This window comes from Thermus sp. LT1-2-5 (assembly GCF_040363165.1).
Taxonomy (GTDB): Bacteria; Deinococcota; Deinococci; order Deinococcales; family Thermaceae; genus Thermus.
Window position 1 is genome coordinate 292,581 of the sequence record NZ_BSRG01000001.1, and the last position, 22,400, is coordinate 314,980.

The window sequence follows — 22,400 nt, forward strand, 5'->3', positions numbered from 1 at the left end:
AGGGTCGTTCGGAGGAGGGGGTATGGAAAGGCGGAGTTTTCTGAAGAAGGTGGGCGTGGGCGTGGCAGCGAGCCTCACCTATTCCGCCTACGCCCAGGCTCAACCCCAGGTGCGCTGGCGGCTCGTATCTAGCTACCCTAGGAGCTTAGACACCCTTTACGGTGGGGCGGAGGATCTGGCCAAGCGGGTTTCCGACCTCACGGGGGGCCGGTTCCAGATCCGCGTGTACCAGGCGGGGGAGATCGTTCCTGGGGGGCAGGTGCTGGATGCGGTGCAGCAGGGCACGGTGGAGGCGGGGCACACCTACGGGCCCTTCTACGTGGGCAAAAGCCCGGCCCTAGCCTTCGATGGGGGAGTGCCCTTCGGCCTCACCTACCGCCAGCACAACGCCTGGATGCTCTTCGGCGGGGGGTTAGAGCTCTTGCGGGAGGTCTACGCCGACTTCGGCGTCCTCCAGTTTCCCGGGGGGAACACGGGGGCGCAGATGGGGGGCTGGTTCCGCAAGGAGATCCGATCCCTCGCCGACCTAAAGGGCCTTCGCATGCGCATCCCTGGCCTAGGCGGGCTCGTGATGGGCCGGCTCGGGGTGGTGCCCCAGACCCTGGCCGCCGGGGACATCTACCCCGCCTTGGAGCGGGGCACCATTGACGCCACCGAGTTCTCCGGCCCCTACGACGACGAGAAGCTCGGCTTTTACAAGGTGGCCCGCTACTACTACTACCCCTCCTTCTGGGAGCCTTCAGCCCAGCTTTCCTTCCTGGTGTCCCAGCGGGAGTGGGCTAGGCTCCCTAAGGAGTTCCAGGAGGCCTTCCAGGTGGCGGCCCAGGAGGTGAACCTCACCATGATGGCCAAGTACGATGCGCAAAACCCTAAAGCCCTCCGCCGCCTCCTCGCTGCCGGGGTGCGCCTAAGGCGCTGGCCCACGGAGGTGATGAAGAAGGCGTTGGAGGAGGCCCGGGCCCTCTACGAGGAGCAGGCGGCGAAAGACCCCACGTACAAGAAGGTCTACGCCGCCTACTGGGCTTTCCGGGAGGAAGAGTACCGCTGGTTTGGCGTGGCCGAGCTGGCCTACGAGACTTTCGCCTTCCCCGCCCCTTAGTCCACCTTCTCTAGGCGCACGGCGCTCACCTTGTACTCCGGGATGCGGCTGATGGGGTCCAAGGCGTCCAGGGTGAGGCGGTTGGCGGGAGCCTCGGCGAAGTGGAAGGGGGCGTAGACCACCCCTTCGGGGGTGCGCTCCGTCACCCAGGCCCGGGCGCGGATGCGGCCCCGACGGCTCACCACGTAGATGGGCTCGCCGTCTGCCAGGCCCAGCTTGGCGGCATCCTTGGGGTTCACCTCCACCTTGAGCTCGGGGTAGGCCTCCTGGAGGCGGCTGTTGCGGCTTAAGGTTCCCCCGTGCCAGTGGAAGAGGACGCGGCCGGTGGAGAGGGTGAAGGGGTAGTCCTCCGAAGGGGGTTCCGCCGGAGGGGTATAGTCCACGGGGTAGAAGCGGGCCCGGCCCGTGGGGGTGTTGAAGCGCTCCCGGAAGAGCACCGCCTCCCCAGGGTGGTCCTCGAGGGGACAAGGCCACCGCACCCCCGCCGTTTCCAGGCGGGCGTAGGAGATCCCCCCCATGAGCTCGGGAATGGCCTGGCGCACCTCTTCCCAGATGGCCTCGGGGCCGGGGTAGGTGGGCCAGGGGCGCCCCAGGGCCCGGGCCAGGCGTTGGCCCAGCGCCTGGGTAATCCACCAGTCGGGCCGGGCCTCGCCTGGGGGGTCCAGGAGCTTCCGCACCCGCTGTACCCGGCGGTCGGTGTTGGTGAAGGTGCCGTCCTTTTCCAGGAAGCTGGCGGCGGGGAGGACCACGTGGGCGAAGGGGGTGGTTTCGTTTTCCAGGATGTCTTGGACGATGAGGAAGGGAAGGGCGGCGAGCTTGGACTTCAGGTGGTCCTGGTAGGGCTCGCTGGTGACGGGGTCCTCCCCGATGAGGTAGATGGCCTCCACCTCCGGGATGGCCTCAAAGACCTCGGTCATGCGCAGGCCTGGCCGGGGGTTGAGGGGCACCCCCCATAGGGCCTCGAAGCGGGCCCTGGCCGCCTCCTCCGCCACCTTCAGGTAGCCGGGGTAGACGTCAGGCAAGGCCCCCATGTCCCCGGCCCCTTGCACGTTGTTCTGGCCCCGCAAGGGGTTCAGGCCCGCCCCTTCCTTGCCCACCTTGCCCGTCAGGAGCGCCAAGTTCACCAGGGCCTGGGCCGTGGCCGTGCCCTTGGTGTGCTGGGTGACCCCCATGGCCCAGTAAGCCCCGGCCCGCTCCGTGGTGGCGTAGAGCCGGGCAGCCAGGGCGATCTTCTCCCGCTCCACCCCGGTGATGGCCTCCGCCTGTTCCAAGGTGTACGCTTCCAGGCTGGCCCGCCACTCGGCGAAGCCCTCGGTGCGGGCCTCCACGTAGGCCCGGTCCCACAGGCCCTCCTCCAGGATGTACCGGGCCATGGCGTTCAGGAGGAACAGGTCGGTGCCGGGGCGCACCCGAAGCCACAAGGTGGCGGCTTCCGCCATGCCCGTATACCGGGGGTCCACCACGATCATCCTTGCTCCCTGGCGCACCCGCTTCTTGATCATGGCGGCGATGACGGGGTGGGTTTCCGTGGTGTTGGAGCCCACCACCAAAAAGAGGTCGGTTTTCCAGATGTCCTCGATGGGGTTCGTCATGCTGGCCCCGCCCAGGGAGCGGGAGAGGGCGGCGGTGGAGGAGGAGTGGCAAAGCCGGGAGCAGTGGTCCACGTTGTTGGTGCCCAGGAGGGCCCGGGCCAGCTTCTGGGCCAGGTACACCTCCTCGTTGCTGGTCTTGGCAGAGGGGAAGACGGCGATGGCCTCGGGACCCTTTCGCCTTAAGACCTCAAGGAGTTTTTCCGCCGCGAAGTCCAGGGCCTCTTCCCAGGTGGCCCTGCGGAAAGGGGCGTTCCGGCTTTCCCGCACCAGGGGGTGAAGGAGACGCTTGCCCGAAAAGGGGAAGTCCAGGCCAAAGCGCCCCTTGACGCAAAGGGCCCCGTGGTTGGGCGGGATGTCCGGGGCCAGGACCCGGACCACCCGGCCGCCTTTGACCTCGGGTTCCACCTGGCAACCCACGCCGCAGTAGGGGCACGTGGTGCGCATCACGCCACCTCCAGACTGAGGGGCCGAAGGGCCCCCGTGGGGCAGACCTGCACGCAGTTGCCGCAGAAAACGCAAGGGGTTTCCGGCAAGGGGCGGTCCAGGGGGGTGGTGGGGTGGGCCAGGAGGCCCCGGTCCTCGAGGGCCAAGGCGTACACCCCCATGATCCCGTCCCCGCAGGCGTCCACGCAACGGCGGCAGTTCACGCACTTGGCGTAGTCCCGCAGGAAGAAGGGGTTGTCCCGGATGGCTTCCCGTTCCTTCCGCCCCGCCACCTCCGGCCAGCGGCCAGGCTCGGCCCCGTAGCGCTCTAGGAGGTCGCCAAGCGCCGGCGCCTCCGAGAGGTCGGTGGTCAGGGCGAGCCACTCCAGGAGGGTTTTGCGCAGGCGCCTAAGGGCCTCGGTTTCCGTCTGCACCTCCATCCCCTCCTGGGCCAAGGTGGTGCAGGCGGGTTGCGGGCGCCCGTTCACCTCCACCAGGCAAAGCCGGCAGAGGCCCCGGGTTTCCGTGTGAGGGTGGTGGCAGAGGGTGGGCACCTGGGCCACCTGGAGCAAAAGGGCCCCTTCCTGGACCTCTACTTCCTTTCCGTCTACCCTAAGCCGCACCTTCCACCTCCAGCAGGCTTTGGTAGGCCCAGTAAGCGGACTGGCCCAGGCCGCAGAGGCTTCCCCGTAGGGTGTCCGCCAAATCCCGCAGCAAGGCCGGGTCCCGCTCCCGCCGCTTGACCATCTCCACCTGGACCGCCGTGCCCAAGGGGCAGGGGAAGCACTTGCCGCAGGACTCTTCCTTGAGGAAGTGGACGAGGCCCAAGAGCACCTCCCACAGGTCTACCCCCCGCCCGAAGGCCACCAGGGCCCCTGCCCCTAAGGGAAGGCGCTCCTTAAAGCGCAAGGGGAAGGCGAAGTCTCGGGTGAAGGCCCCCGCCGCCCCGCCCAGGAGCACCGCCTGGAGCTCCTGAGGCTCCCCCCCGGCCCGGCGCAAGGCCTCGCCTAAGGGCGTACCCAGGGGGAGCTCGTAAAGGCCGGGGTGTTCCACGTCCCCGCTGATGGAAAAGAGCTTGGGCTCCTGGGCCCGCCAGGCCTCGGGCCCTTCTTGCAGGATGAGGGGCAGGTTGGCCAGGGTTTCCACGTTTTGCACCAAGGTGGGCCTTCCCCATAGGCCCTGCTCCACGGGGAAGGGGGGCTTGAGCCGAGGCTCAGCCCGCTTGCCCTCCATGGACTCCAAAAGGGCGGTTTCCTCGCCGCAGATGTAGAGCCCGCCGCTTCGGAAGACCTCCGTGGGCACGGGGAGGAGATCGGCCGCCTCCAGTTCCCGGATGGCGCTGTCTAGGCCCTTTTGCGCCGCTTCAAACTCCTCCCGCACGTAGAGGTATACCTTTTGCGCGCCCACGGCCAAGGCGGCGAGGAGGGCGCCCTCCAGAACCAAGAAGGGGTGGTGTTCCAAAAGGAAGCGGTCTTTGAAGTTGCCGGGCTCGGACTCGTCGGCGTTCACCACCAGGTACTTGGGCGAGGCCCCCTGGGCCACGGCCCGCATCTTCACGTGGGTGGGGAAGGCGGCCCCACCCCGGCCCAGGAGCCCGGCCTCCTCCACCGCTCGGAGGAGGCTTTGCGGGCTTACGTTGCCTTGCCGGAGGGCGGAGAGGGCCTTGAGCCCACCCCAGGCTCGGTACTGGGCCAGGCTCAGGATGGGCTCAGGGGGAATAAGCCGGCTTCCGTGGCCTAAGGCGAAGGGAAGGCGGAAGTCTTTAAAGGGCACCAAGCCCCCTCCCCATTCCACGAAACGCCCCTCGGGGGTGAAGCGCAGGTAGATGGGGGAGAAGGCCTCGAGGCCCAAGGGCGGGTAGCTTCCGTCCGCCGCTTCCCTGAGCCGGTCAAAGCCCCGGGCCCGGGCCACGGGATCGTCCACCAGGAGGCGGCCTTGGGGTAGGCCGCGGTAGCGGGGGTAGTAGCGCACCACGCCCCAAGCCTGGGCCAGGGGTACCCCAGCGAGCTGCGCCGCCTCGGCCACCTTTTCCTCCGTGAGGGGCATGCGGGCGTCCAGGAGGGGGAGGAGGCTTTGGGGTTCCATGGCCTAAGCTTACTCCTAGAGGAGCCGAAGCCCGGGAAAGCGTTCCAGGAGGGCCTTATGAAAGCCTTCTAGGACCGTTTCCGGCACCAGGGCCACCACCGCCCCGCCAAAGCCCGCCCCCGTGAGCTTGGCCCCGTACGCCCCCGTCTCCAGGGCCGCCTCCACCAGGGCGTCCAGCTCGGGAAGGCTCACCTCGTAGTCCCGGGAGAGGGAGCGGTGGCTTTGGGTCATCAGTTCGCCGAAGGCCCGAGCATCCCCCCGCCTAAGCGCCTCCACCCCCCGGAGCACCCGCAGGTTCTCGCTCACGATGTGCCGGGCCCTCCTGTCCAGGGGGGCGGGGAGGCTTTCCACCAGGCAGAGGTCCTGCACCTGGCGCAAGGAGGCCACCCCCAGCCGCCTGGCCGCCTCCTCCGCTTCCTGGCGGCGCGCGTTGTACCCGGCCTCCGCCAGGCGGCGTTTCAGCCCCAGGTCCAGGACCACCACCCGGCTTCCCGGGGGGAGGGGTAGGTTCTCGTAGGCCAGGGTCTTGGTGTCCAGAAAAAGCGCCTTGCCCACCTCCCCCAGGCTCGCTGCCATCTGGTCCATGACCCCGCACCGGACTCCCACGTAGGCCACCTCAGCCTTCTGGGCCAGGAAGGCCACCTCCAGGTCGCTAAGGGGCAGGCGGTAAAGGGCCCGCAAGGCCTTCAGGGCCGCCACCTCGAGGGCCGCCGAACTGGAAAGCCCGGCCCCCATGGGCACCTGGCTCCGCACGAAAAACCGCGCCCCCGGCACCTCGTGCCCCGCCTCCCGCAGGGCCCAGACCACGCCCAAAAGGTAGTCCAGGAAGTCCCCTTGCGGGCCGCTTTGTAGGGGCCGGGCCCGAAGCTCCCGTAGCGCTTCGCTATAGGCCTCCACCTTACCCTCGGCCCGGCCCGCCTCCACTTGGGTGAAGTAGGGGAGGGGCGTGGGCAGGACGTAGCCCTCCTGGTAGTCCGTGTGTTCGCCCAACAGGTTCACCCGGCCCGGGGCCTTGGCGCTGGCCTCGGGCAGGGCGCCGAAGACCTCTTGATAGCCCATGCCCCTATTATGGGCAAAGGGCCTTCCGGTTGTGGTCCAGCAGGGCCAAATAGGTGGGCACCTTGGCGTCCAAGGTGTCGGTGTACAGCACCGCCACCCGGGCCCCCAGGGCCTCGGCCAGGGCCTTCAGGGCGGTGCCGCGGAACTGGGGCTCAGCCAAGAGAAGCTTCACCCCTTCCTGCTTGGCCTTTTGCAAGAGGGCGAGGAAGCTTTGGCTCCCCACCTCCTGCGCCCCGCTTTGGCTTAAGGTGCCCACCACCACCAGGCCATAGCGGCGGGCAAAGTAGCGGAAGGCGTCGTGTTGGACCACCACCTTGACCCCTTTGAGGCGGCAAGCCTGGAAGGCCCGGTCCCGCTGGTCCACCTCCTTCTGGAAGCGGCGGAGGTTGGCCTGGTAGAGGGCTTTTCCCCCGGGGTCCAGGCGGGAAAGCTCGGCAAAAATGCGCTCGGCGTAGCGCACGGCGTAGGTGGGGTCCAGCCAAAGGTGGGGGTCGCAGGGGCCGTGGTCATGCGCCTCCTCCGGGTGGGCTTCGTGGCCGGGCTCCTCGCAGATGAGGTCGGGTTGCCCTTCCCCCAAAAGGACCACCCGGGCTTCCTTAGGGAGGAGGTTCTTCAATTTGGGCAGGAAAGGTTCTAGCCCGAGCCCGTTGGCGAAGAGGAGGCGGCTTTGCGCCAGGGTGCGGGCGAGGCTTGGGGTGGGCTCAAAGGTGTGGGGGTCGGCCCCGGGGGGCACCACCGCCACCACCCTCACCCGCTCCCCCCCCACCTGCCGCACCAGGTCCGCCAGGATGGGGGTGGTGGCCGCCACCTGGACCTGGGCCAGGGCGGGGACCAAGAGGAAGAGGAGCCATAGGCGCCACATGCCAAGAATGATAACGCACTATCAATAGAAACACAAGACCCTATCCGGGGCAAAGCGGAGGCGGAAGGGTATAATCCCCACAAATGGACCTCAAAGCCCTGCACAAGAAGCACGTCCTCACCCCTTGGGTGGCCCAGGCTCCCCTGAACCCCCCCTTGGTGGTCCGGGGGGAGGGGGTCTGGTTGTGGGATGCGGAGGGCCACCGCTACCTGGACCTTTCCGCCGGGCTCGTGGCGGTGAACCTGGGGCACGGCCACCCCAAGGTGGTGAGGGCCATCGCCGAGCAGGCGGCCACCCTGACCTACGCCGCCCCAAGCCTCTTCCACGACAAGCGGGCCCTTTTGGCCGAGGCGCTCTCCCGCCTTTCCCCCTGGCCGGAGGGGGCGCGGGTCTTCTTCACCCCCTCGGGGGCCGAGGCCAACGAGGATGCCATCAAGTTCGTCCGCCACCTCACGGGGCGGTTTAAGATCCTGGCCGCCTACCGCTCCTTTCACGGGGCCACCCACGGGGCGGCGAGCCTCACCGGGGAAAACCGCCGCTTTCCGGCGGAGCCCGGGATCCCGGGGGTGGTGCACTTCTTCGCCCCCTTCCCGTACCGGAGCCCCTTTTACACCGAAGACCCCAAGGAGGAGGCCCAAAGGGCCCTGGAACACCTGGAGCGGGTCCTGCTCCACGAGGACCCAAGCCGGGTGGCCGCCATCTTCTTGGAGCCCGTGGTGGGCTCCAACGGGGTCATCGTCTACCCGGAGGGGTACTTGGAGGGGGTGCGGGCCCTTTGCCAGCGCCACGGGATCCTTTTGGTCTTTGACGAGGTGATGACGGGCTTTGGCCGGGTGGGGGCGGCCTTCGCCGCCCAGCGCTTCGGCGTGGTCCCCGACCTCATCACCTTCGCCAAGGGGGTCACCTCCGCCTACGTGCCCCTGGGGGGGGTCCTGGTGCGGGAGGGCCTGGCCCGGCAGTTTGACGACACCCCCTTGCCCACGGGGCACACCTACGCCGGCCACCCCCTGGCGGTGGCGGCGGGGCTTGCCGCGGTGCAGGCTTACCAGGAAGAAGGCCTCTTCGCCCGGGCCCTAGCCTTGGAGGGCCTTTTCCGGGAGGCGCTTTCGGCCCTGGCGGAAAAGCACCCCGTGGTGGGGGAGGTGCGGGGGCTTGGGGCCTTCTTCGGCCTCGAGCTGGTGAGGGACCGGAGGACCAAGGAGCCCCTTTCCCCCTGGCATGCCCCCTTCAGCCCGCCCATGCAACGGCTTTTGCAGGCTCTTTTCCAGGAGGGGGTGTACGTCCTGGCCAAGCACAACGTCCTCATCGTGGCCCCGCCCCTCACCATCCAAGAGGAGGAGTGGTTGGAGGGGGTGGAGCGCCTTTCCCGCGCCCTCCGGCGGGTGGAGGTGGAGGTCCTGGGGTAGGCTTTAGAGGTGCGGCGGCTTACGGACCTGTACGCCTTCTTGGCCTCCCTGGAGGGAAAGCCCTACGCCTTTTACAAGGACCTGAAGGGCCTGTGGCTGGGGGAGGGCTTCGCCCTGCGCTTCGTCCACGTGCAAGGGGACCCCTTCGCCAGCCCCTCGGTGTTGGAGGTGCGCTACCCCAAGGAGGCCCTGGCCCGCCTTAGGGTCTACGCCCGGGAGGCGGGCCGGGTGGCGGCGGAAGACTTTCTCCTCCGGAGCCTCAAGGCCCGCCTTAGGGAGCTTCCCCGCATCGGGGGCATGGGCCACTCGGGGGAGGTGCGGGTGGAGGTGGAAAGCCCCAAGGTGCTCAAGCGGGCCGGGGCCCACCTGGGGGAGGAGGGGCTTTTCCTTCGCTTTCGCCTGGGGCTTCCCGCCCAGGGAAGGCGCATCCTGGGCCGGGAAGCGGCGCGGCTTTTCCGCGCCCTGGCCGAGCACCTGAGGGGCTTCCTTTTGGAGCTGGACGAAAGGGCGCTCCTATCCCACGTGCACCAGGCGGAGGACTTCGCCCACATCCAAGAGAGGCTTGCCGAGCGGGGCCTGGTGGCCTTTGTGGGGGAGGGGAGCGTGCTCCCTCGGGAAAGCGGGGTGAGCCAGCGGCCCCTCAAGGGGGCGGTGCCCTTCCAAAGCCCCGCGAGCCTCAAGGTGGCCTTCCGGGTGCCCCATGCGGGGGAGGTCTTCGGTATGGGCGTTCCCCAGGGGCTTACCCTCATCACGGGCGGGGGGTTCCACGGGAAGACCACCCTCCTCGAGGCCCTGGTCCACGGGGTCTACCCCCACGTGCCGGGGGACGGGCGGGAGTGGGTGGTGACGGAGGCCCGGGCGCAGCGGGTGCAGTCGGAGGACGGCCGGAGCGTGAAGGGCGTGGACCTGAGGCCCTTCGTCCACGATCTCCCCATGGGGCAGGACACCGGCTTCTTTTCCACGGAGGACGCCTCGGGGTCCACCAGCCTGGCGGCGGCCCTCCTCGAGGCCCTGGAACTGGGCGCCCGCCTCCTTCTCCTGGACGAGGACACCTCCGCCACCAACCTCCTGGTGCGGGATGCCCGCATGCAGGCCCTGGTGCGCCGGGAAACCCTCACCCCCCTCCTGGACCGGGTGGCGGACTTCAAGGCCCTGGGGGTGAGCCTGGTGTTGGTGGTGGGGGGCGTGGGGGACTACCTGGAGCTTGCGGACACCGTGATCCTCATGGAGGAGTACCGGGCCCGGGAGGTCACGACGGAGGCCAGGGCCATCGCCCAGGCCCACCCCACGGGCCGCACCTTTGGCGAGCCCCGCTACCCCTTGGCGGTGCGGGCGCGAAGGCCCCTCCCGGAAAGCTTTGACCCCCGCCGGGGGCGGAAGGCCCGGGTGAAGGGGCGGGGTCTCCGGGAGCTGGTCTACGGGGAAGAGGTGGTGGACCTGTCCGCCCTGGACCTCTTTGAAAACGCCCAGGTGCGGGCCATTGGCGCCTTCTTCCAGCGCCTCCTGCGCCGGGCGGACGGCCATACCCTCCTAAGGGACCTGGTGGAAAGGGTGCTGGAGGTGGAGGACCTTTTCCTCCTGGAAGAGGCCCCCGAGCTCGCCGCCCTCCGCCCCCTGGACCTCGGGGCGGCGGTGAACCGGCTGAGGGCGCTCGAGGTGCGCTAGCCCTCCCAGGGGTGGAAGAGGGCGGGCTTCCGGGCGCTTGCCGGCAGGGCCTCCCCTTCCAGGAAGACCCGGGCGTAAAGCCGGGCCAGCTCGGGGAAGGGGGCCTGGGGTACCTGGGAAAGGGCGTGGACGGCCACGGCGTCCGCCAGGCGCCTGAGGGCCTCCTTGGCGTACCAGGGGCCTTCCTCCGCCAGGCCTTTGAGGGCCCTTTCCGCATGGGCCAGGGCCACGGGGGTGGCCTTGAGCCTTTCCAGGAGGGGCTCGTGGGCCTTCTTCTTGGCGATGGCCTCCGCCATGTCCAGGGCCTGGATGTTGGCCGGGCCCTCCCAGATGGGGGTGATGAGGGCCTCCCGGTGGAAGCGGGCCACGCCGTAGTCCTCCAGGAAGCCGATCCCGCCGAAAAGCTCCATGGCCAAGGCGGTGATGGCGGTGCCGTGCTCCGCCGTGCGCCCCTTGGCCAGGTGGGAGAGGAGGCGGGCCAGGTGGTAGGCCTGGGAGTAGGGGGGGCGCTCCTCCCAGGCCCGGTCAAAGGCGGCCACGGCGTAAAAGGCCAAGGCGGTGCCCCCCACCTGCCTGAGGCGCAGCTCCAGGAGGTCCCGCTGCACCAGCTCGTGCTCCACGAGCCTCTTCCCGAAGGCGGTGCGGCGCCCCACGCGGAAGAGGACCTCCAGGTGGGCCTTCTTGGCCAGGCCCATGGCGGCCACGGCGTTGGCCAGGCGGCTCACCGTGAGGTTCTCCAGGGTGTAGTAGATGCCCTCCTCCAGCTTCCCGATGGGGTAGGCGAGGCTTCCCTCCAGCTCCACCTCCCCCGAGGGCACGGCCCGGGTGGCGAGCTTTTCCTTGAAGCGGCGCACCCGGTAGTTGAGCCTCCCCTCCACCTCCCGCGGCAGGAGGAACAGGGCAAGCCCTTTAGGTCCAGGGGGCGCCCCTTCGGGCCGGGCGGTGACCAGGGCGTAGTCCGCAAGCCCCGCCCCCGAGGCGAAGTACTTGTCCCCCCCGTAAAGCCGGTAGGCCTCCCCCTCCTTAAGGGCCAGGGTGCGGTTCGCCCCCAGGTCGCTTCCGCCTTGGAGTTCTGTCATCCAGGTGGCGCCGAAGGCTTGGCCGTAGAGGAGCGCCCGCTTCACCCCCTCGTGCTCCGGGGCGTACTTGTGGAGGGCGTAGGCCACCTGGTGGGTGATGGTGAGGATGCAGTAGAGCCCGCCGTCCGCCAGGAGGTAGCCCAGGGCGTAGTGGAGGGGCCAGCCCCGCCCCTCGTAGGCGGGGCGCACCATGGGCCGGAGCCGCTCCAGGAGCGCCCGTTGCGCCGGGGAGAGGAGGGCTCGGTCTATGCGGTTCCCGTCCAGGTCGTGCATCAGGAGGCGGGGGTGGGCTTCCTGGTCCACGTGGTGGGCCACCTCTAGGACCTCCTCGCCCACCAGCCGGCCGAAGGCGGAAAGCTCCTCCTGGGGCAGGCCGGGGGAAAAGGTGTCTAAGATTGCCTTCAAATCTGGGTCTAAAGCGTAGTGGTCCTCGCCCTGGCTGTATAGGAGCTTCATGGTTGCCTCCGGCCTTACCCTACCCCTGAGGCCTCCTGGGGGTCAAGGTAGCATGGTTCACAGTCAAATAGTTTCTGATGAAATAATGTCTTCGCGTGGTCTTCGAGGTCCTGGGCCGAATCTGGCGGTTGCAGCGAGCCCTCCGCGAGGAGGCGGAGCGGGGCCTGGGGGAGCTTGGGGGCCTCGAGGCCTGGCTTTTGCGCGTTCTCAAGCGCCACCCTCACCCCTCGGAGGCCGCCCGGCGCATGGGGCTACCCTTGCCCACGGTGAGCCACATGCTCCGGCGCCTGGAGCGGGCGGGCTTTGTGGCCCGGGCCTTGGACGCGAAGGACCTCCGCCGCTTCGCCTTCCGCCTGACCCCCAAGGGGGAAGAGGCCTTGGCCCGGGCGGAAGCCCTCATGGAGGAGGCCCTGCGTAGGCGCCTTAGCCGGCTTTCCCCGGAGGAGGTCCAGGAGCTTATGAGGCTTTTAGAAAAACTGGAGGAACCATGAACCCCACGCCGCAAGAAGTCCGGTACACCATGGTGGGCATCTTTCTTGGGATGTTCCTTGCCGCCTTGGATCAGACCATCGTTTCCACCGCCATGCCCCGCATCGTGGGCGAGCTGAAGGGAGCGGAGTACTACGCCTGGGTCACCACCAGCTACCTCCTCACCTCCACGGTGTCCGCCCCCATCTTTGGCCGCCTCACGGAGCTTTTCTCCCGCAAGGCTATCCTCCTTTGGGCGGTGGGGCTCTTCCTCTTGGGCTCGGCCCTTTCCGGGCTTTCCCAGAACATGGCGGAGCTCATCCTGTTCCGCGGGCTGCAGGGGGTGGGGGGCGGGGCGCTTTTCGCCTTGGCCCTCACCACCATCGCCGTGTTCTTCCCGCCCCGACAGCGGGGAAGGATTGCAGGGGCCTTTGGGGCCATCTTCGGCCTCTCCTCCGCCGTGGGGCCCTGGCTTGGCGGGCTCCTCACGGACCACCTTTCCTGGCGTTGGGTGTTTTACATCAACATGCCCGTGGGGGCGGTGGCCCTTTGGTTCATCCTTCGCCACATGCCGCGGCTGAAGCCCGCCCACCGCGAGCCCTTTGACTTCCTGGGAGCCTTCCTCCTCGCCCTTTGGACCGTGCCCCTCATGCTCGCCTTCTCTTGGGGCGGGAGCACCTACCCCTGGGCTAGCCCGGTGATCCTGGGCCTTTTGGCCGGGGCGCTTTTAGGCCTTTTCGCCTGGGTCTATGCCGAGCTCAAGGTGGCCCACCCCCTCTTCGACCTCTCCGTCTTCCGCATCCCCACCTTTTCCCTTTCTGCCTTGGCCGCCTTCTTTTTCGGCCCCGCCTTTTTGGGGGCCGTAGCCTTCTTGCCCCTGTACCTCCAGGTGGTGAAGGGGGTTTCCGCCAGCCAAAGCGGGGTTACGGTCCTTCCCCTCACCCTTGGGGTTATGGTGGGGAGCATCGGGGGAGGGCAACTCGTGGCCCGCCTGGGGCGGTACAAGGCCCTCCTTTTGGGGAGCGCCCTCTTCCTCTTGGCCCTCTTCCTTGCCCTGCACTTCGTCTTGGCGGTGGACACGCCCCTTTACGTGGCCATCGCTCTCTTTTTCCTCCTGGGCCTTGGGCTAGGCCCGGCGCAGAGCGTTTTAAACATCGTGGCGCAGAGCGACCTTCCCAAGGAGCGCTTGGGGAGTGGCACCAGCATGGTGCAGTTCACCCGGCAGATCGGCTCCACCATGGGCATCGCCCTATTGGGAACGATCCTAGCGGGAACCCTTTCCCACCACCTCAAGGAGGCCTTCCCCGGCGGGAGCACCCCTGCCCTGGCCCGGGCGGGGGAGGGGATGGCCTTGGATCTGGACCGGGAGTTCGCCCGCCTAAGGGCGCTCCTTCCCCGAGCCCTTTCCGGGGATGCCGCCGCCTACCAGGCCCTCATGCAAGACCCCTTCCTCCCCGAGGCCTTTAAGAAGACCTTGGAGCCTGGGGGGTTGCCCGCCCGTTTTGCCCGGCTTCGGGCAGAGGTGGATAAGGCCCTGGCGGGGGACGAGGCCGCACGGGAGGCCCTCCTGCGCGACCCCACCCTCCCGGCGGAGCTCAAAGGGCTTCTCCTCCCGGGCGGTCTGGTGCGGGGGACCCTGGACCTCCTCGCCCGGGCCTGGGCGGGGGACGAGGCGGCGCGGGAGGCCCTCCTCGCCTCCCCCTTGGCTCCCGCCCTCCGGGAGCTCCTGGCCTCCCCGCCCCCGCCTCCCCTGCGGCCCCGGGTCCTGGCCCAGGTGGAAGCGGGGCTAAAGGAGCAAGCGGCCCGCATCCAGGCCCAGGTGCAGGAGGCCCTGAAGCGGGCGGAGGAGGAGGCGCTTCGGGAGGTGCCGAAGAGGATATTGGCGGAGCTCGGCGCGGTGGAGGCCAAGGTGAAGGGGGCGTTAAAGGAGGGCATCGTGGCGGCCTTGAAGCAGATCTTCCTCCTCGCCGCAGGTTTCGTGGCCCTGGCTTTTTTGGCGGTCCTCTTCCTGCCCAACCGGGAGCTTGCGGGCCGTCCCTCTCCCCAGGCCTCGCTAGAGTAAAGGGGTGGAGGGGCTATACCTGGTCTTCGGCGAGGGGCTTTCGGAGGAGGCCAACCGCCTGGCCCAGGGCCTGGCCCAGGCCCTCTTGCAAAACCCCCCTCCCGGGCTTTGGGAAGCGGTGCCCGCCTACGCCACCCTCTACCTGGAATATGACCCGAAGCGGCTTTCCCGCAGGGCGCTCCTCCGGCTTCTCCGAACCGTGGCCCCGGAAGGGGCAGGGGAGGGCCGGGTGGTGGAGGTCCCGGTGCGCTACGATGGCGAGGACCTGCTGGAGGTGGTCCGGCGCACGGGGCTTTCCCCGGAGGAGGTGAAGCGGCGCCACCAGGCTCCCCTCTACCGGGTCTACGCCCTGGGCTTCACCCCGGGCTTTCCCTTCCTGGCCCCCGTGGACGAGGCCCTGCGCCTGCCCCGCCGTCCCCACCCTAGGCCCCGGGTCCCCGCCCACAGCCTGGCCATGGCGGGGGCCCAAACGGGCATTTACCCCTTGCCCTCCCCGGGGGGGTGGCACCTCTTGGGCACCGCCTTGGTGGCGGTGTACGACCCCCACCGGGAGGCGCCCTTCCTCCTCGCCCCGGGGGATCGGGTCCGCTTTCGGGAGGCGGAGGGCCCTTCGCCCCCGGAGCCTAATCCCCTTGACCTCCTTCCCCCTTCCCCCCGCTTTCCCGCCCTAAGGGTGGAGGAGCCTGGGCTTTTGGACCTCTTGCTGGACGGGGGCCGGTTCCGGGTTGGGCACCTGGGGCTTGCCCGCTCCGGGCCTTTGGACCCTTATTCCGCCGGGGTGGCGAACCGCCTGGTGGGAAACCCTCCCGGGGCGCCCCTTTTGGAGTTCGCCTACAAGGGGCCGATCCTCACTGCCCTCCGCCCCTTGGTGGCGGCCCTTGCGGGCTATGGGTTCGTGGCCCTTTTAGATGGGGAGGAGATCCCCCCGGGGCAAAGCTTTCTTTGGCCCAAGGGCAGAGCCCTCCGCTTCCGGCCTAAGGGGAAGGGGGTGCGGGCCTATCTGGCGGTGGCGGGGGGCCTCGAGGCCCGCCCCTTTTTGGGCTCCGTTTCCCCCGACCTCCGGGGCCGGGTGGGCCGTCCCCTTAGGGCGGGGGATGTGCTGGGCCTGAAGGCGGTGCGCGAGGCCCGCCCTGGCCTTGCCTTTCCCTTGAGGCCCCTCCTCGAGCCCTTCCGCCTTCGCCTCCTCCCGGGCCCTGACGCAGGCCGGGAGGTGGTGAGGGCCTTTCTTGCCGCCCCCTTCCGCGTGGCCCGGGTGGACCGCATGGGGGTGGAGCTCCTGGGCCCGGGGGTTCCGGGGGGAGAGGGGCTTTCCAAGGCCACTCCTTTGGGAGGGGTCCAGGTGCCCCCCTCGGGGCGGCCCCTGGTCCTCTTGGCGGACAAGGGAAGCCTGGGCGGCTACGCTGTGCCGGTGCGGGTGGCGCCGGAGGACCTTTGGCTTTTGGGGCAGGTGTGGCCTGGTGCGGAGATAGTCTTCACGTGCCCTGGACATCGTGAAAAGGATCACGTAACCTTACCCTGGCCCCCCGGCGGGGAAGACCCCTAAACCGCCTCCACCACCACGGCGATCCCCTGGCCCACCCCGATGCACATGGTGGCCAGGCCGAAGGGCACCTGCCTTCGGCGCATCTCGTGGACCAGGGTGGTGAGGATCCTGGCCCCCGAGGCCCCCAAGGGGTGCCCCAGGGCGATGGCCCCCCCGTTGGGGTTCAGGCGGGGGTCCTCCGGGGAAAGCCCCCACTCCCGGAGGACCGCCAGGGCCTGGGCGGCGAAGGCCTCGTTGAGCTCGATGAGACCCAGGTCGGCCAGGCTCAAGCCCGCCCGCTCCAGGGCCTTCTGGGTGGCGGGCACCGGGCCGATGCCCATGATCCGGGGGGGCACCCCCGCCACGGCGAGGCTCCGGATGCGGGCCAGGGGCTTGAGGCCGTGGGCCTTGGCGTAGTCGTCCGCCACCAGGAGCACCGCCGCCGCCCCGTCGTTGAGGGGGCTGCTGTTCCCCGCCGTCACCGTGCCCCCCTCCCGGAAGACGGGCCTGAGGCTTGAAAGCTTCTCCAAGGAGGTGTCCCGCCTAGGGCCCTCGTCCACCCCCACCAGGGCCTCCTCCTTCCCCCGGAGCACCGGGATGGGCACCACCTCCTCCCTGAAACGCCCCTCATCCCAGGCCCGCACCGCCTTCTGGTGGGAGAGGAGGGCGAAGCGGTCCTGCTCCTCCCGGGGGATCCGGTAGAGCTCCGCCAGGTTCTCCGCCGTTTCCCCCATGCTCTCCGTGCCGTAGAGGGCCTGCATGCGGGGGTTGATAAAGCGCCAGCCCAAGGTGGTGTCGTACATCACCAGGTTGCCGGTGGGGAAGGGGCGCTCGGGCTTGGGCACGGCGTAGGGGGCACGGGACATGGACTCCACCCCGCTGCCCACATACACCTTGCCCTCCCCCGCCCAGATGGCCCGGGCCGCCTGGGCCACGGCCTCCAGGCCGCTGCCGCAGAGGCGGTTCACGGTGCACCCCGCCACCTCCACGGGGAAGCCCGCCAGGAGGAGGGCCATGCGGGCCACGTTGCGGTTGTCCTCCCCCGCTTGGTTGGCGCAGCCGGCGTAGACGTCCTCCACCTCCTCCTTGGGCACTCCGGAGCGCGCCATGAGGGCGGAGAGGACGTGGGCCAGGAGGTCGTCGGGCCGGACGGAGCTCAAGGCTCCCCCGTGCTTGCCGATGGGGCTTCGTACCGCGGCTACAATCCAGGCTTCGGGCATAGGGGCCTCCTTACCGAACGGTCGGTAGTAGCTTAGCGGGTGGGCGGGGTGGGGTCAAGATGTGGTGGAGAGAAAACGCACGAGCAAATGTTATCGTGAATACTCTCACATATCCCGCACCGCCCGCAACACCTCCCCCCAGTCCTCCACAGGTAAAGCACAAACCCCCCGCCGGCACGCGTAGGCCTTGCCCGCCTCCCGGCCCTCCAAGGCCGGCAAGGCCCCCGGAGGCCCGAGAACCAGCTGGGTCAAGGGCAAAAAGGCCTCCTTAGCTGCCTCCGCCATGGGGGAGGGCAAGGGCAAGGCCAGTTCGGTTCCCCTCTCTAAGAGGCGCTTGCTTAGGAGCGCCCCGGGCAAGGCCTGGGGATACCTACCAAGCCAAAGGGCCCGGCTTTGCAAAAGGCGCTCTGCCCGTTCCCAGTAGTCGCCATGGAATATGGCTCCCAGCCGGAAGAAGACTTCCGCCAAAGCGCTTTCCCCTGAGGGTAAGGTGGCTTCTTCCACCTCCTCTGATGGCAGAGGAAGCTTGTGGGAAGCCGTTTTCCCAACAAAGACCGTCCAGGCGGCTTCCGCCACCCCCTGCGCTTGGGCCAGGTAGGGCCACTCCCCCGTGGCGGCGTAAAGCTCCAAAAGGGCCAGGGCGGCGAAGCTCTGGTCCGGCAAAAAGGCTTCTTCCCCCAGGCTTCCTCCCCGCCAGGCGTGGCGCAGAAGCCCCTCTTGCCGCATGACCTGGAGGAGAAAGTGGGCCCCCTTGCGGGCCGCCTCCAGATAGCGCCCCTCCCCGAGAAGCCTTCCCCCCTCGGCCAAGGCCCGCACCGCCAGGGCGGACCAGTCCGCCAAGACCTTGTCGTCCAGGGCGGGGGGCCTGCGCCGCCTGCGGGCGGCGAGGAGTTTCTGCCGCACCCGCTCCCGCCAAGGGGCGAAGGCCTCCCCAAGCTCCTTGGCCACCTCCACCTCCCCCCAGGCGGTGAGGACGGAGCGCCCCCCAAGGTCGTCCCCCAGGGCGAAGTAGCGCCGGGCCAAGGGGAAGTCCTCCCCCAAGGCTTCGGCGAGCTCGGCCTCAGTCCAGGTGTAGTAGCGCCCTTCCTCCCCCTCGCTTTCCGCATCCAAGGCGGTGTAGAACCCCCCCTCCTTGGCCTGCATGGCCAGGAGCCAGTCCAGGGTTCCCCGCGCCACCCGCAGGAAAAGGGGGTCGCCGAAGAGCTTGTAGGCCCCCAGGTAGACCCGGGCCAGAAGGGCATTATCGTAGAGCATCTTCTCAAAGTGGGGTACCCGCCAGAAGCGGTCCACGCTGTAGCGGTGGAACCCCCCGCCCACCTGGTCGTAGATTCCCCCCAAGGCCATGGCCCTTAGGGTGCTAAGGAGGAAGGTCTTAGCCCGTTCCTCCCCCTCCCAGGCCCGGGCCAGGAGGTAGAGGAGAAGGGTGCCTTGGGGGAACTTGGGGGCGGGGAGAAACCCTCCCCCCTCGAGGTCAAAGGCCTGGGCCAGGTGGGCCAGGGCCGCCTCCTCTGCCTCCGCCGGCACGGGGCCCGGGGGCGGGGTGAGGCTTCGCCAAAGGGCCTGGGCCAAACGTTCCCCCTCCTCCAGAAGGGCCTCCTTTTTCTCCTCCCAGGCCCTCGCCACCGCCAGGAGGACCCGCTTGAAGCCGGGGAGGCCCATGCGGTCCTCCTTGGGGAAGTAGGTGCCCCCGAAAAAGGGTTTCCCCTCCGGGGTTAGGAACAGGCTCATGGGCCAGCCTCCCTGGCCCGTGAGGCTCACCAGGGCCCGCATATAGGCGGCGTCCACATCGGGGCGCTCCTCCCGGTCCACCTTCACCGGGACGAAGTGGGCGTTGAGGAGGGCCGCCACCTCTGCGTCTTGGAAGCTTTCCCGGTGCATCACGTGGCACCAGTGGCAGGCGTGATAGCCCACGGAAAGGAAGATGGGCTTCCCCTCCGCCTGGGCCTTCCGGAAGGCTTCCTCGCCAAAGGGGTGCCAGTCCACGGGGTCTTGGGCGTGGGCCAGGAGATAGGGGCTTAGGGCGTTCTTGAGCCGGTTTCCCATCCCCCTAAGCCTAGCCCCGGGGCCAAGGGCGCCCCCTGGCCTTCCTTACAATGGGGCGTGTTGGGTATCGCCACGGAATGGGACGAGCGCCTTCGGGCCTGGCTCGCCGAGGACCTGGGCCACGGGGATCTCACGAGCCGCCTGGTGGTGGACGAGGCCCTTTGGGGCGAGGCGGTCATCCTGAGCAAGGGGGAAGGGGTCATCGCCGGGCTTCCCGTAGCGGAACGGGTCTTTCACCTGGCCGACGCCCGGGTGCGCTTCACGCCCCGGGTGGCGGAGGGGAGTCCCGTGGCCTTTGGGGTGGAGGTGGCCCGCCTCGAGGGCCCCCTGCGGGGGATCCTGGCGGGAGAGCGGCTCGCCCTCAACCTCCTGCAGCGGCTTTCCGGCATCGCCACCCTCACCCGGGCCTACGTGGAGGCGCTCCAGGGCACCAAGGCCCAGGTCCTGGACACCCGTAAGACTACCCCGGGGCTAAGGGACCTCGAGAAGTATGCGGTGCGGGTGGGCGGGGGGAGGAACCACCGCTTCGGGCTCTTCGATGGCATCCTCCTCAAGGAAAACCACATCCGGGCGGCGGGCGGGGTACGAGAGGCGGTGCGCCGCGCCAAGGCGCAGGCGCCCCACTACCTCAAGGTGGAGGTGGAGGTGACGAGCCTCGCCGAGCTGGAGGAGGCCTTAGCGGCGGGGGCGGACCTAATCCTCCTGGACAACTTCCCCCCGGAGGCCCTGCTCGAGGCGGTGCGCCGGGTAGGGGGCCGGGTGCCCCTGGAGGCGAGCGGCAACATGACCCTGGAAAGGGCCCGCATGGCGGCGGAGGCGGGGGTGGACTACGTGAGCGTGGGGGCCCTCACCCACTCCGCTAAGGCCTTGGACCTTTCCCTCCTGGTGGTGCGGCCATAGCGCTACCATGGGGGCAGGAATGGCCCACGCCTTTCCCCAGACCATGGAAAAGGAAGCGCTTACTCAGGAAATCCAAAGGCTCAAGGCAGAGCGGGAAGCGGTGATCCTGGCCCACTCCTACCAACTGCCCGAGGTGCAGGAGGTGGCGGACTTCGTGGGAGACTCCCTGGGCCTGGCCCGGGAGGCCGCCCGCACCCAGGCCAAGGTCATCGTCTTCGCCGGGGTGCACTTCATGGCGGAAACCGCCGCCATCCTAAACCCCGAGAAGACCGTGCTCCTCCCTGACCTCGAGGCGGGCTGCTCCCTGGCGGACAGCATCCAGCCCGAGGACGTCCTGGCCTGGAAGGCGAAGCACCCCGAGGGTCTGGTGGTGGCCTACGTGAACACCCGGGCCGAGATCAAGGCCCTGGCGGACGTGTGCGTCACCAGCGCCAACGCCGTGGAGGTGGTGGCCCGGCTTCCCCAGGACCGGCCCATCTTCTTCGTTCCCGACATGTTCTTAGGGGCCCACGTGGCCCGGGTGACCGGGCGGAACCTGGACCTCTTCCCCGGGGAGTGCCACGTGCACGCCGGGATCCGGGAGGAGCACCTTAAGGCGCTTTTGGAAACCCACCCCGAGGCGGAGTTCCTGATCCACCCCGAGTGCGGCTGCGGCACGGGCTGCCTTTACCTCAAACCCGATGCCAAGATGCTCTCCACCGAGGGCATGGTGCGCTACGCCAAGGAGGCGCCGGCCCAGACCTTCGTGGTGGCCACGGAGGTAGGCATTCTGCACCGCCTGGCCAAAGAGGCCCCGGGCAAGACCTTCTTCCCGGTGAAGCCCGACGCCGTGTGCCCGTACATGAAGCGGATTACCCTGGAGAAGATTTACCTGTCCCTCAAGGAGATGCGCCCCGTGGTGCGGGTGCCCGAGGAGGTGGCGAAGCGGGCGCGGCGGGCCCTCGAGGCCATGGTGGCGGTGGGGTAATGGAGCGCCTCTTTGCGGACCTCCTGGTCCTAGGAGCCGGGGTGGCGGGGGTGTACGCCGCCCTGGCGGTGGAGGCCCGGGGCGCCAAAGTCCTCCTCCTGGCCAAGGACCCCATGCCCTCCGGCTCCACCCCCTGGGCCCAGGGAGGGGTGGCCTTCCCCCTGGACGAGGAGGACCTGGAGGCCCACCTCCAGGACACCCTGCGGGCCGGGCGGGGCCTGGTGGAGGAGGCCGTGGCCCGTTCCATCCTGGCGGAAGCTCCCCGCCACCTGGAACGGCTTAAGGCCTTGGGCCTTCCCTTCCACCCCGAGCCCACCCGGGAAGGGGGGCACTCCCGGCCCCGGGTGCGCCACCTGGGCGGGGACCGAAGCGGCCTCCTCCTCCTCCAGGGGCTCCTCGCCCACCTGCGAAGCCCCGTCCTGGAGGGATATACGGCGGCAAGCCTCCTCCTGGCCCGAGGGCGGGTGGCCGGGGCCCTGGCCCTTTCCCCCCAGGGCCCGGTGGAGGTCCGGGCCGGGGCCGTGCTCCTGGCCACGGGGGGGTTCGGGCGGCTTTTCCCCGTCACCACCAACCCGGAAGGGGCCACGGGGGACGGGATGGCCTTGGCCTTCCGCGCCGGAGGGGTGCTGAGGGACCTGGAGTTCGTCCAGTTCCACCCCACCGCCCTGCCCAATGGGGCCCTCATCTCCGAGGCTTGCCGGGGGGAGGGGGCCCTCCTCCTGAACGCCCGGGGGGAGCGCTTCATGGGGCGGTACGACCCCCTCCTGGAGCTCGCCCCTCGGGACGTGGTGGCCCGGGCGGTGCACCGGGAGTGGGAGGCCTCGGGAGGGGTATACCTGGACCTAAGGCCCATCCCCCACTTGGAAGCCCGCTTCCCCACCGTGGTGGCCTCGGCCCGGGCCCTGGGGCTTGACCCCACGAGGGAGCCCCTTCCCGTGGCCCCCGCCGCCCACTACGCCATGGGCGGGGTGAGGACGGACCTGAGGGGCTACACCGGCCTTCCTGGGCTCTACGCCGCTGGGGAGGTGGCCTCCACGGGGTTTCACGGAGCGAACCGCCTGGCCTCCAATAGCCTTTTGGAAGGGCTCGTCATGGGGGAGCGGGCGGCCTTGGCGGCCTTGGAGGACCTGGCCTTTCCCCCCAAGGCGGAGGCCCTGCCCGCCTTGGCCCTGGACCCCCGGCACCTTCCCGCCCTCCGGGCCCAAATGGAGCGGGCGGGGGTGGTGCGCTCGGGGGAGGCCTTGCGGCAGGCCCTGGCCTTTGCCGAGGCCCTGCCCCTAGAGGAGGTGCCTCCCCACAAGGCTACCCGCCCTGCCCTGGAGGCGGGGCATCTGGCCCTCCTCGCCCGGCTCCTCCTCCGGATGGCCCTCCTGCGCCAGGAAAGCCGCGGGGCCCACTTCCGCGAGGACTTCCCCGAGGAGGCGGAGGAGGCCTACCACCTCGAGGCCCAAGGCCCCCACGTGCGCCGGGTTCCCGTGGGCGTAAGATAGGG

17 protein-coding genes are annotated in these 22,400 nt (G+C 69.2%); 9 read left to right on the forward strand and 8 right to left on the reverse strand.

Translation table 11 applies throughout. The annotated features are described in order from the left end of the window. Positions 1 to 22 precede the first annotated feature (22 nt). Positions 23 to 1,099: a TRAP transporter substrate-binding protein gene (locus tag ABXG85_RS01460; protein WP_353511955.1), complete on the forward strand. Its 1,077-nt coding sequence runs from the start codon at positions 23 to 25 to the stop codon at positions 1,097 to 1,099. Here the strand turns inward: ABXG85_RS01460 and fdhF are convergent. Genes fdhF through ABXG85_RS01485 form a run of 5 tightly spaced genes read right to left on the reverse strand, consistent with a single transcriptional unit; the run spans position 1,096 to position 7,120 of the window. After that, positions 1,096 to 3,135, reverse strand: coding sequence for a formate dehydrogenase subunit alpha (fdhF, locus tag ABXG85_RS01465; protein ID WP_353511956.1), 2,040 nt, complete (start codon positions 3,133 to 3,135; stop codon positions 1,096 to 1,098). The two genes, ABXG85_RS01460 and fdhF, sit on opposite strands and share 4 nt — an antisense overlap. Beyond that, positions 3,135 to 3,737: a 2Fe-2S iron-sulfur cluster-binding protein gene (locus tag ABXG85_RS01470; protein WP_353511957.1), complete on the reverse strand. Its 603-nt coding sequence runs from the start codon at positions 3,735 to 3,737 to the stop codon at positions 3,135 to 3,137. Before ABXG85_RS01470 ends, fdhF begins: the two co-directional genes overlap by 1 nt. Beyond that, a complete protein-coding gene (locus tag ABXG85_RS01475) occupies positions 3,727 to 5,199 on the reverse strand; it encodes an NADH-ubiquinone oxidoreductase-F iron-sulfur binding region domain-containing protein (RefSeq protein ID WP_353511958.1) in 1,473 nt (490 codons plus the stop codon). The genes ABXG85_RS01470 and ABXG85_RS01475 overlap by 11 nt, the downstream gene beginning before the upstream one ends. A gap of 15 nt (positions 5,200 to 5,214) precedes the next feature. Next, positions 5,215 to 6,258 carry a galactokinase gene (galK, locus tag ABXG85_RS01480; protein WP_353511959.1) on the reverse strand — a complete coding sequence of 348 codons (1,044 nt, stop codon included), beginning with the start codon at positions 6,256 to 6,258 and terminating at the stop codon, positions 5,215 to 5,217. 7 nt (positions 6,259 to 6,265) lie between these two features. Next, positions 6,266 to 7,120 (reverse strand): metal ABC transporter substrate-binding protein, encoded by an 855-nt coding sequence (locus ABXG85_RS01485; protein ID WP_353511960.1) that lies wholly within the window; start codon positions 7,118 to 7,120, stop codon positions 6,266 to 6,268. An 83-nt stretch (positions 7,121 to 7,203) separates the two neighbouring features. Between ABXG85_RS01485 and ABXG85_RS01490 the strand changes: the two genes are divergently transcribed. Beyond that, entirely contained in the window at positions 7,204 to 8,526 is a 1,323-nt protein-coding gene (locus tag ABXG85_RS01490) for an aminotransferase class III-fold pyridoxal phosphate-dependent enzyme (protein WP_353511961.1), read from the forward strand. Between the two features lie 9 nt (positions 8,527 to 8,535). Continuing rightward, complete coding sequence (locus ABXG85_RS01495) at positions 8,536 to 10,191, forward strand: P-loop domain-containing protein (RefSeq protein WP_353511962.1); 1,656 nt, start codon at positions 8,536 to 8,538, stop codon at positions 10,189 to 10,191. Here ABXG85_RS01495 and ABXG85_RS01500 read toward each other — a convergent pair. Next, the gene (locus tag ABXG85_RS01500; RefSeq protein ID WP_353511963.1) at positions 10,188 to 11,726 is read right to left on the reverse strand and encodes an acyl-CoA dehydrogenase family protein; all 1,539 of its coding nucleotides are present in this window, start codon (positions 11,724 to 11,726) and stop codon (positions 10,188 to 10,190) included. The two genes, ABXG85_RS01495 and ABXG85_RS01500, sit on opposite strands and share 4 nt — an antisense overlap. 95 nt (positions 11,727 to 11,821) lie before the next feature. On the opposite strand from ABXG85_RS01500, the gene ABXG85_RS01505 reads away from it, so the two are divergent. From ABXG85_RS01505 to pxpB, 3 genes are read left to right on the forward strand one after another with little or no spacing between them, the layout of a single operon-like run. Next, complete coding sequence (locus tag ABXG85_RS01505) at positions 11,822 to 12,217, forward strand: MarR family winged helix-turn-helix transcriptional regulator (RefSeq protein ID WP_353511964.1); 396 nt, start codon at positions 11,822 to 11,824, stop codon at positions 12,215 to 12,217. After that, positions 12,214 to 14,256, forward strand: a complete 2,043-nt coding sequence (locus tag ABXG85_RS01510; protein ID WP_353511965.1) for a DHA2 family efflux MFS transporter permease subunit — start codon at positions 12,214 to 12,216, stop codon at positions 14,254 to 14,256. The genes ABXG85_RS01505 and ABXG85_RS01510 overlap by 4 nt, the downstream gene beginning before the upstream one ends. A 4-nt stretch (positions 14,257 to 14,260) precedes the next feature. Further along, positions 14,261 to 15,799 (forward strand): 5-oxoprolinase subunit PxpB, encoded by a 1,539-nt coding sequence (gene pxpB, locus ABXG85_RS01515; protein WP_353511966.1) that lies wholly within the window; start codon positions 14,261 to 14,263, stop codon positions 15,797 to 15,799. Here pxpB and ABXG85_RS01520 read toward each other — a convergent pair. Both ABXG85_RS01520 and ABXG85_RS01525 read right to left on the reverse strand, forming a co-directional pair. Continuing rightward, a complete protein-coding gene (locus ABXG85_RS01520) occupies positions 15,796 to 16,998 on the reverse strand; it encodes a thiolase family protein (protein ID WP_353511967.1) in 1,203 nt (400 codons plus the stop codon). The genes pxpB and ABXG85_RS01520 overlap by 4 nt on opposite strands. Before the next feature lie 105 nt (positions 16,999 to 17,103). Further along, positions 17,104 to 19,041: a thioredoxin domain-containing protein gene (locus tag ABXG85_RS01525; RefSeq protein ID WP_353511968.1), complete on the reverse strand. Its 1,938-nt coding sequence runs from the start codon at positions 19,039 to 19,041 to the stop codon at positions 17,104 to 17,106. A 60-nt stretch (positions 19,042 to 19,101) separates the two neighbouring features. Between ABXG85_RS01525 and nadC the strand changes: the two genes are divergently transcribed. From nadC to ABXG85_RS01540, 3 genes are read left to right on the forward strand one after another with little or no spacing between them, the layout of a single operon-like run. Continuing rightward, on the forward strand, positions 19,102 to 19,941 hold the full coding sequence (gene nadC / locus ABXG85_RS01530; RefSeq protein ID WP_486401633.1) for a carboxylating nicotinate-nucleotide diphosphorylase: 840 nt from the start codon (positions 19,102 to 19,104) through the stop codon (positions 19,939 to 19,941). A gap of 43 nt (positions 19,942 to 19,984) precedes the next feature. Beyond that, positions 19,985 to 20,908 (forward strand): quinolinate synthase NadA, encoded by a 924-nt coding sequence (gene nadA / locus ABXG85_RS01535; protein ID WP_353511970.1) that lies wholly within the window; start codon positions 19,985 to 19,987, stop codon positions 20,906 to 20,908. After that, positions 20,908 to 22,398 (forward strand): L-aspartate oxidase, encoded by a 1,491-nt coding sequence (locus tag ABXG85_RS01540; protein ID WP_353511971.1) that lies wholly within the window; start codon positions 20,908 to 20,910, stop codon positions 22,396 to 22,398. Before nadA ends, ABXG85_RS01540 begins: the two co-directional genes overlap by 1 nt. The last annotated feature ends 2 nt before the right edge of the window (positions 22,399 to 22,400 follow it).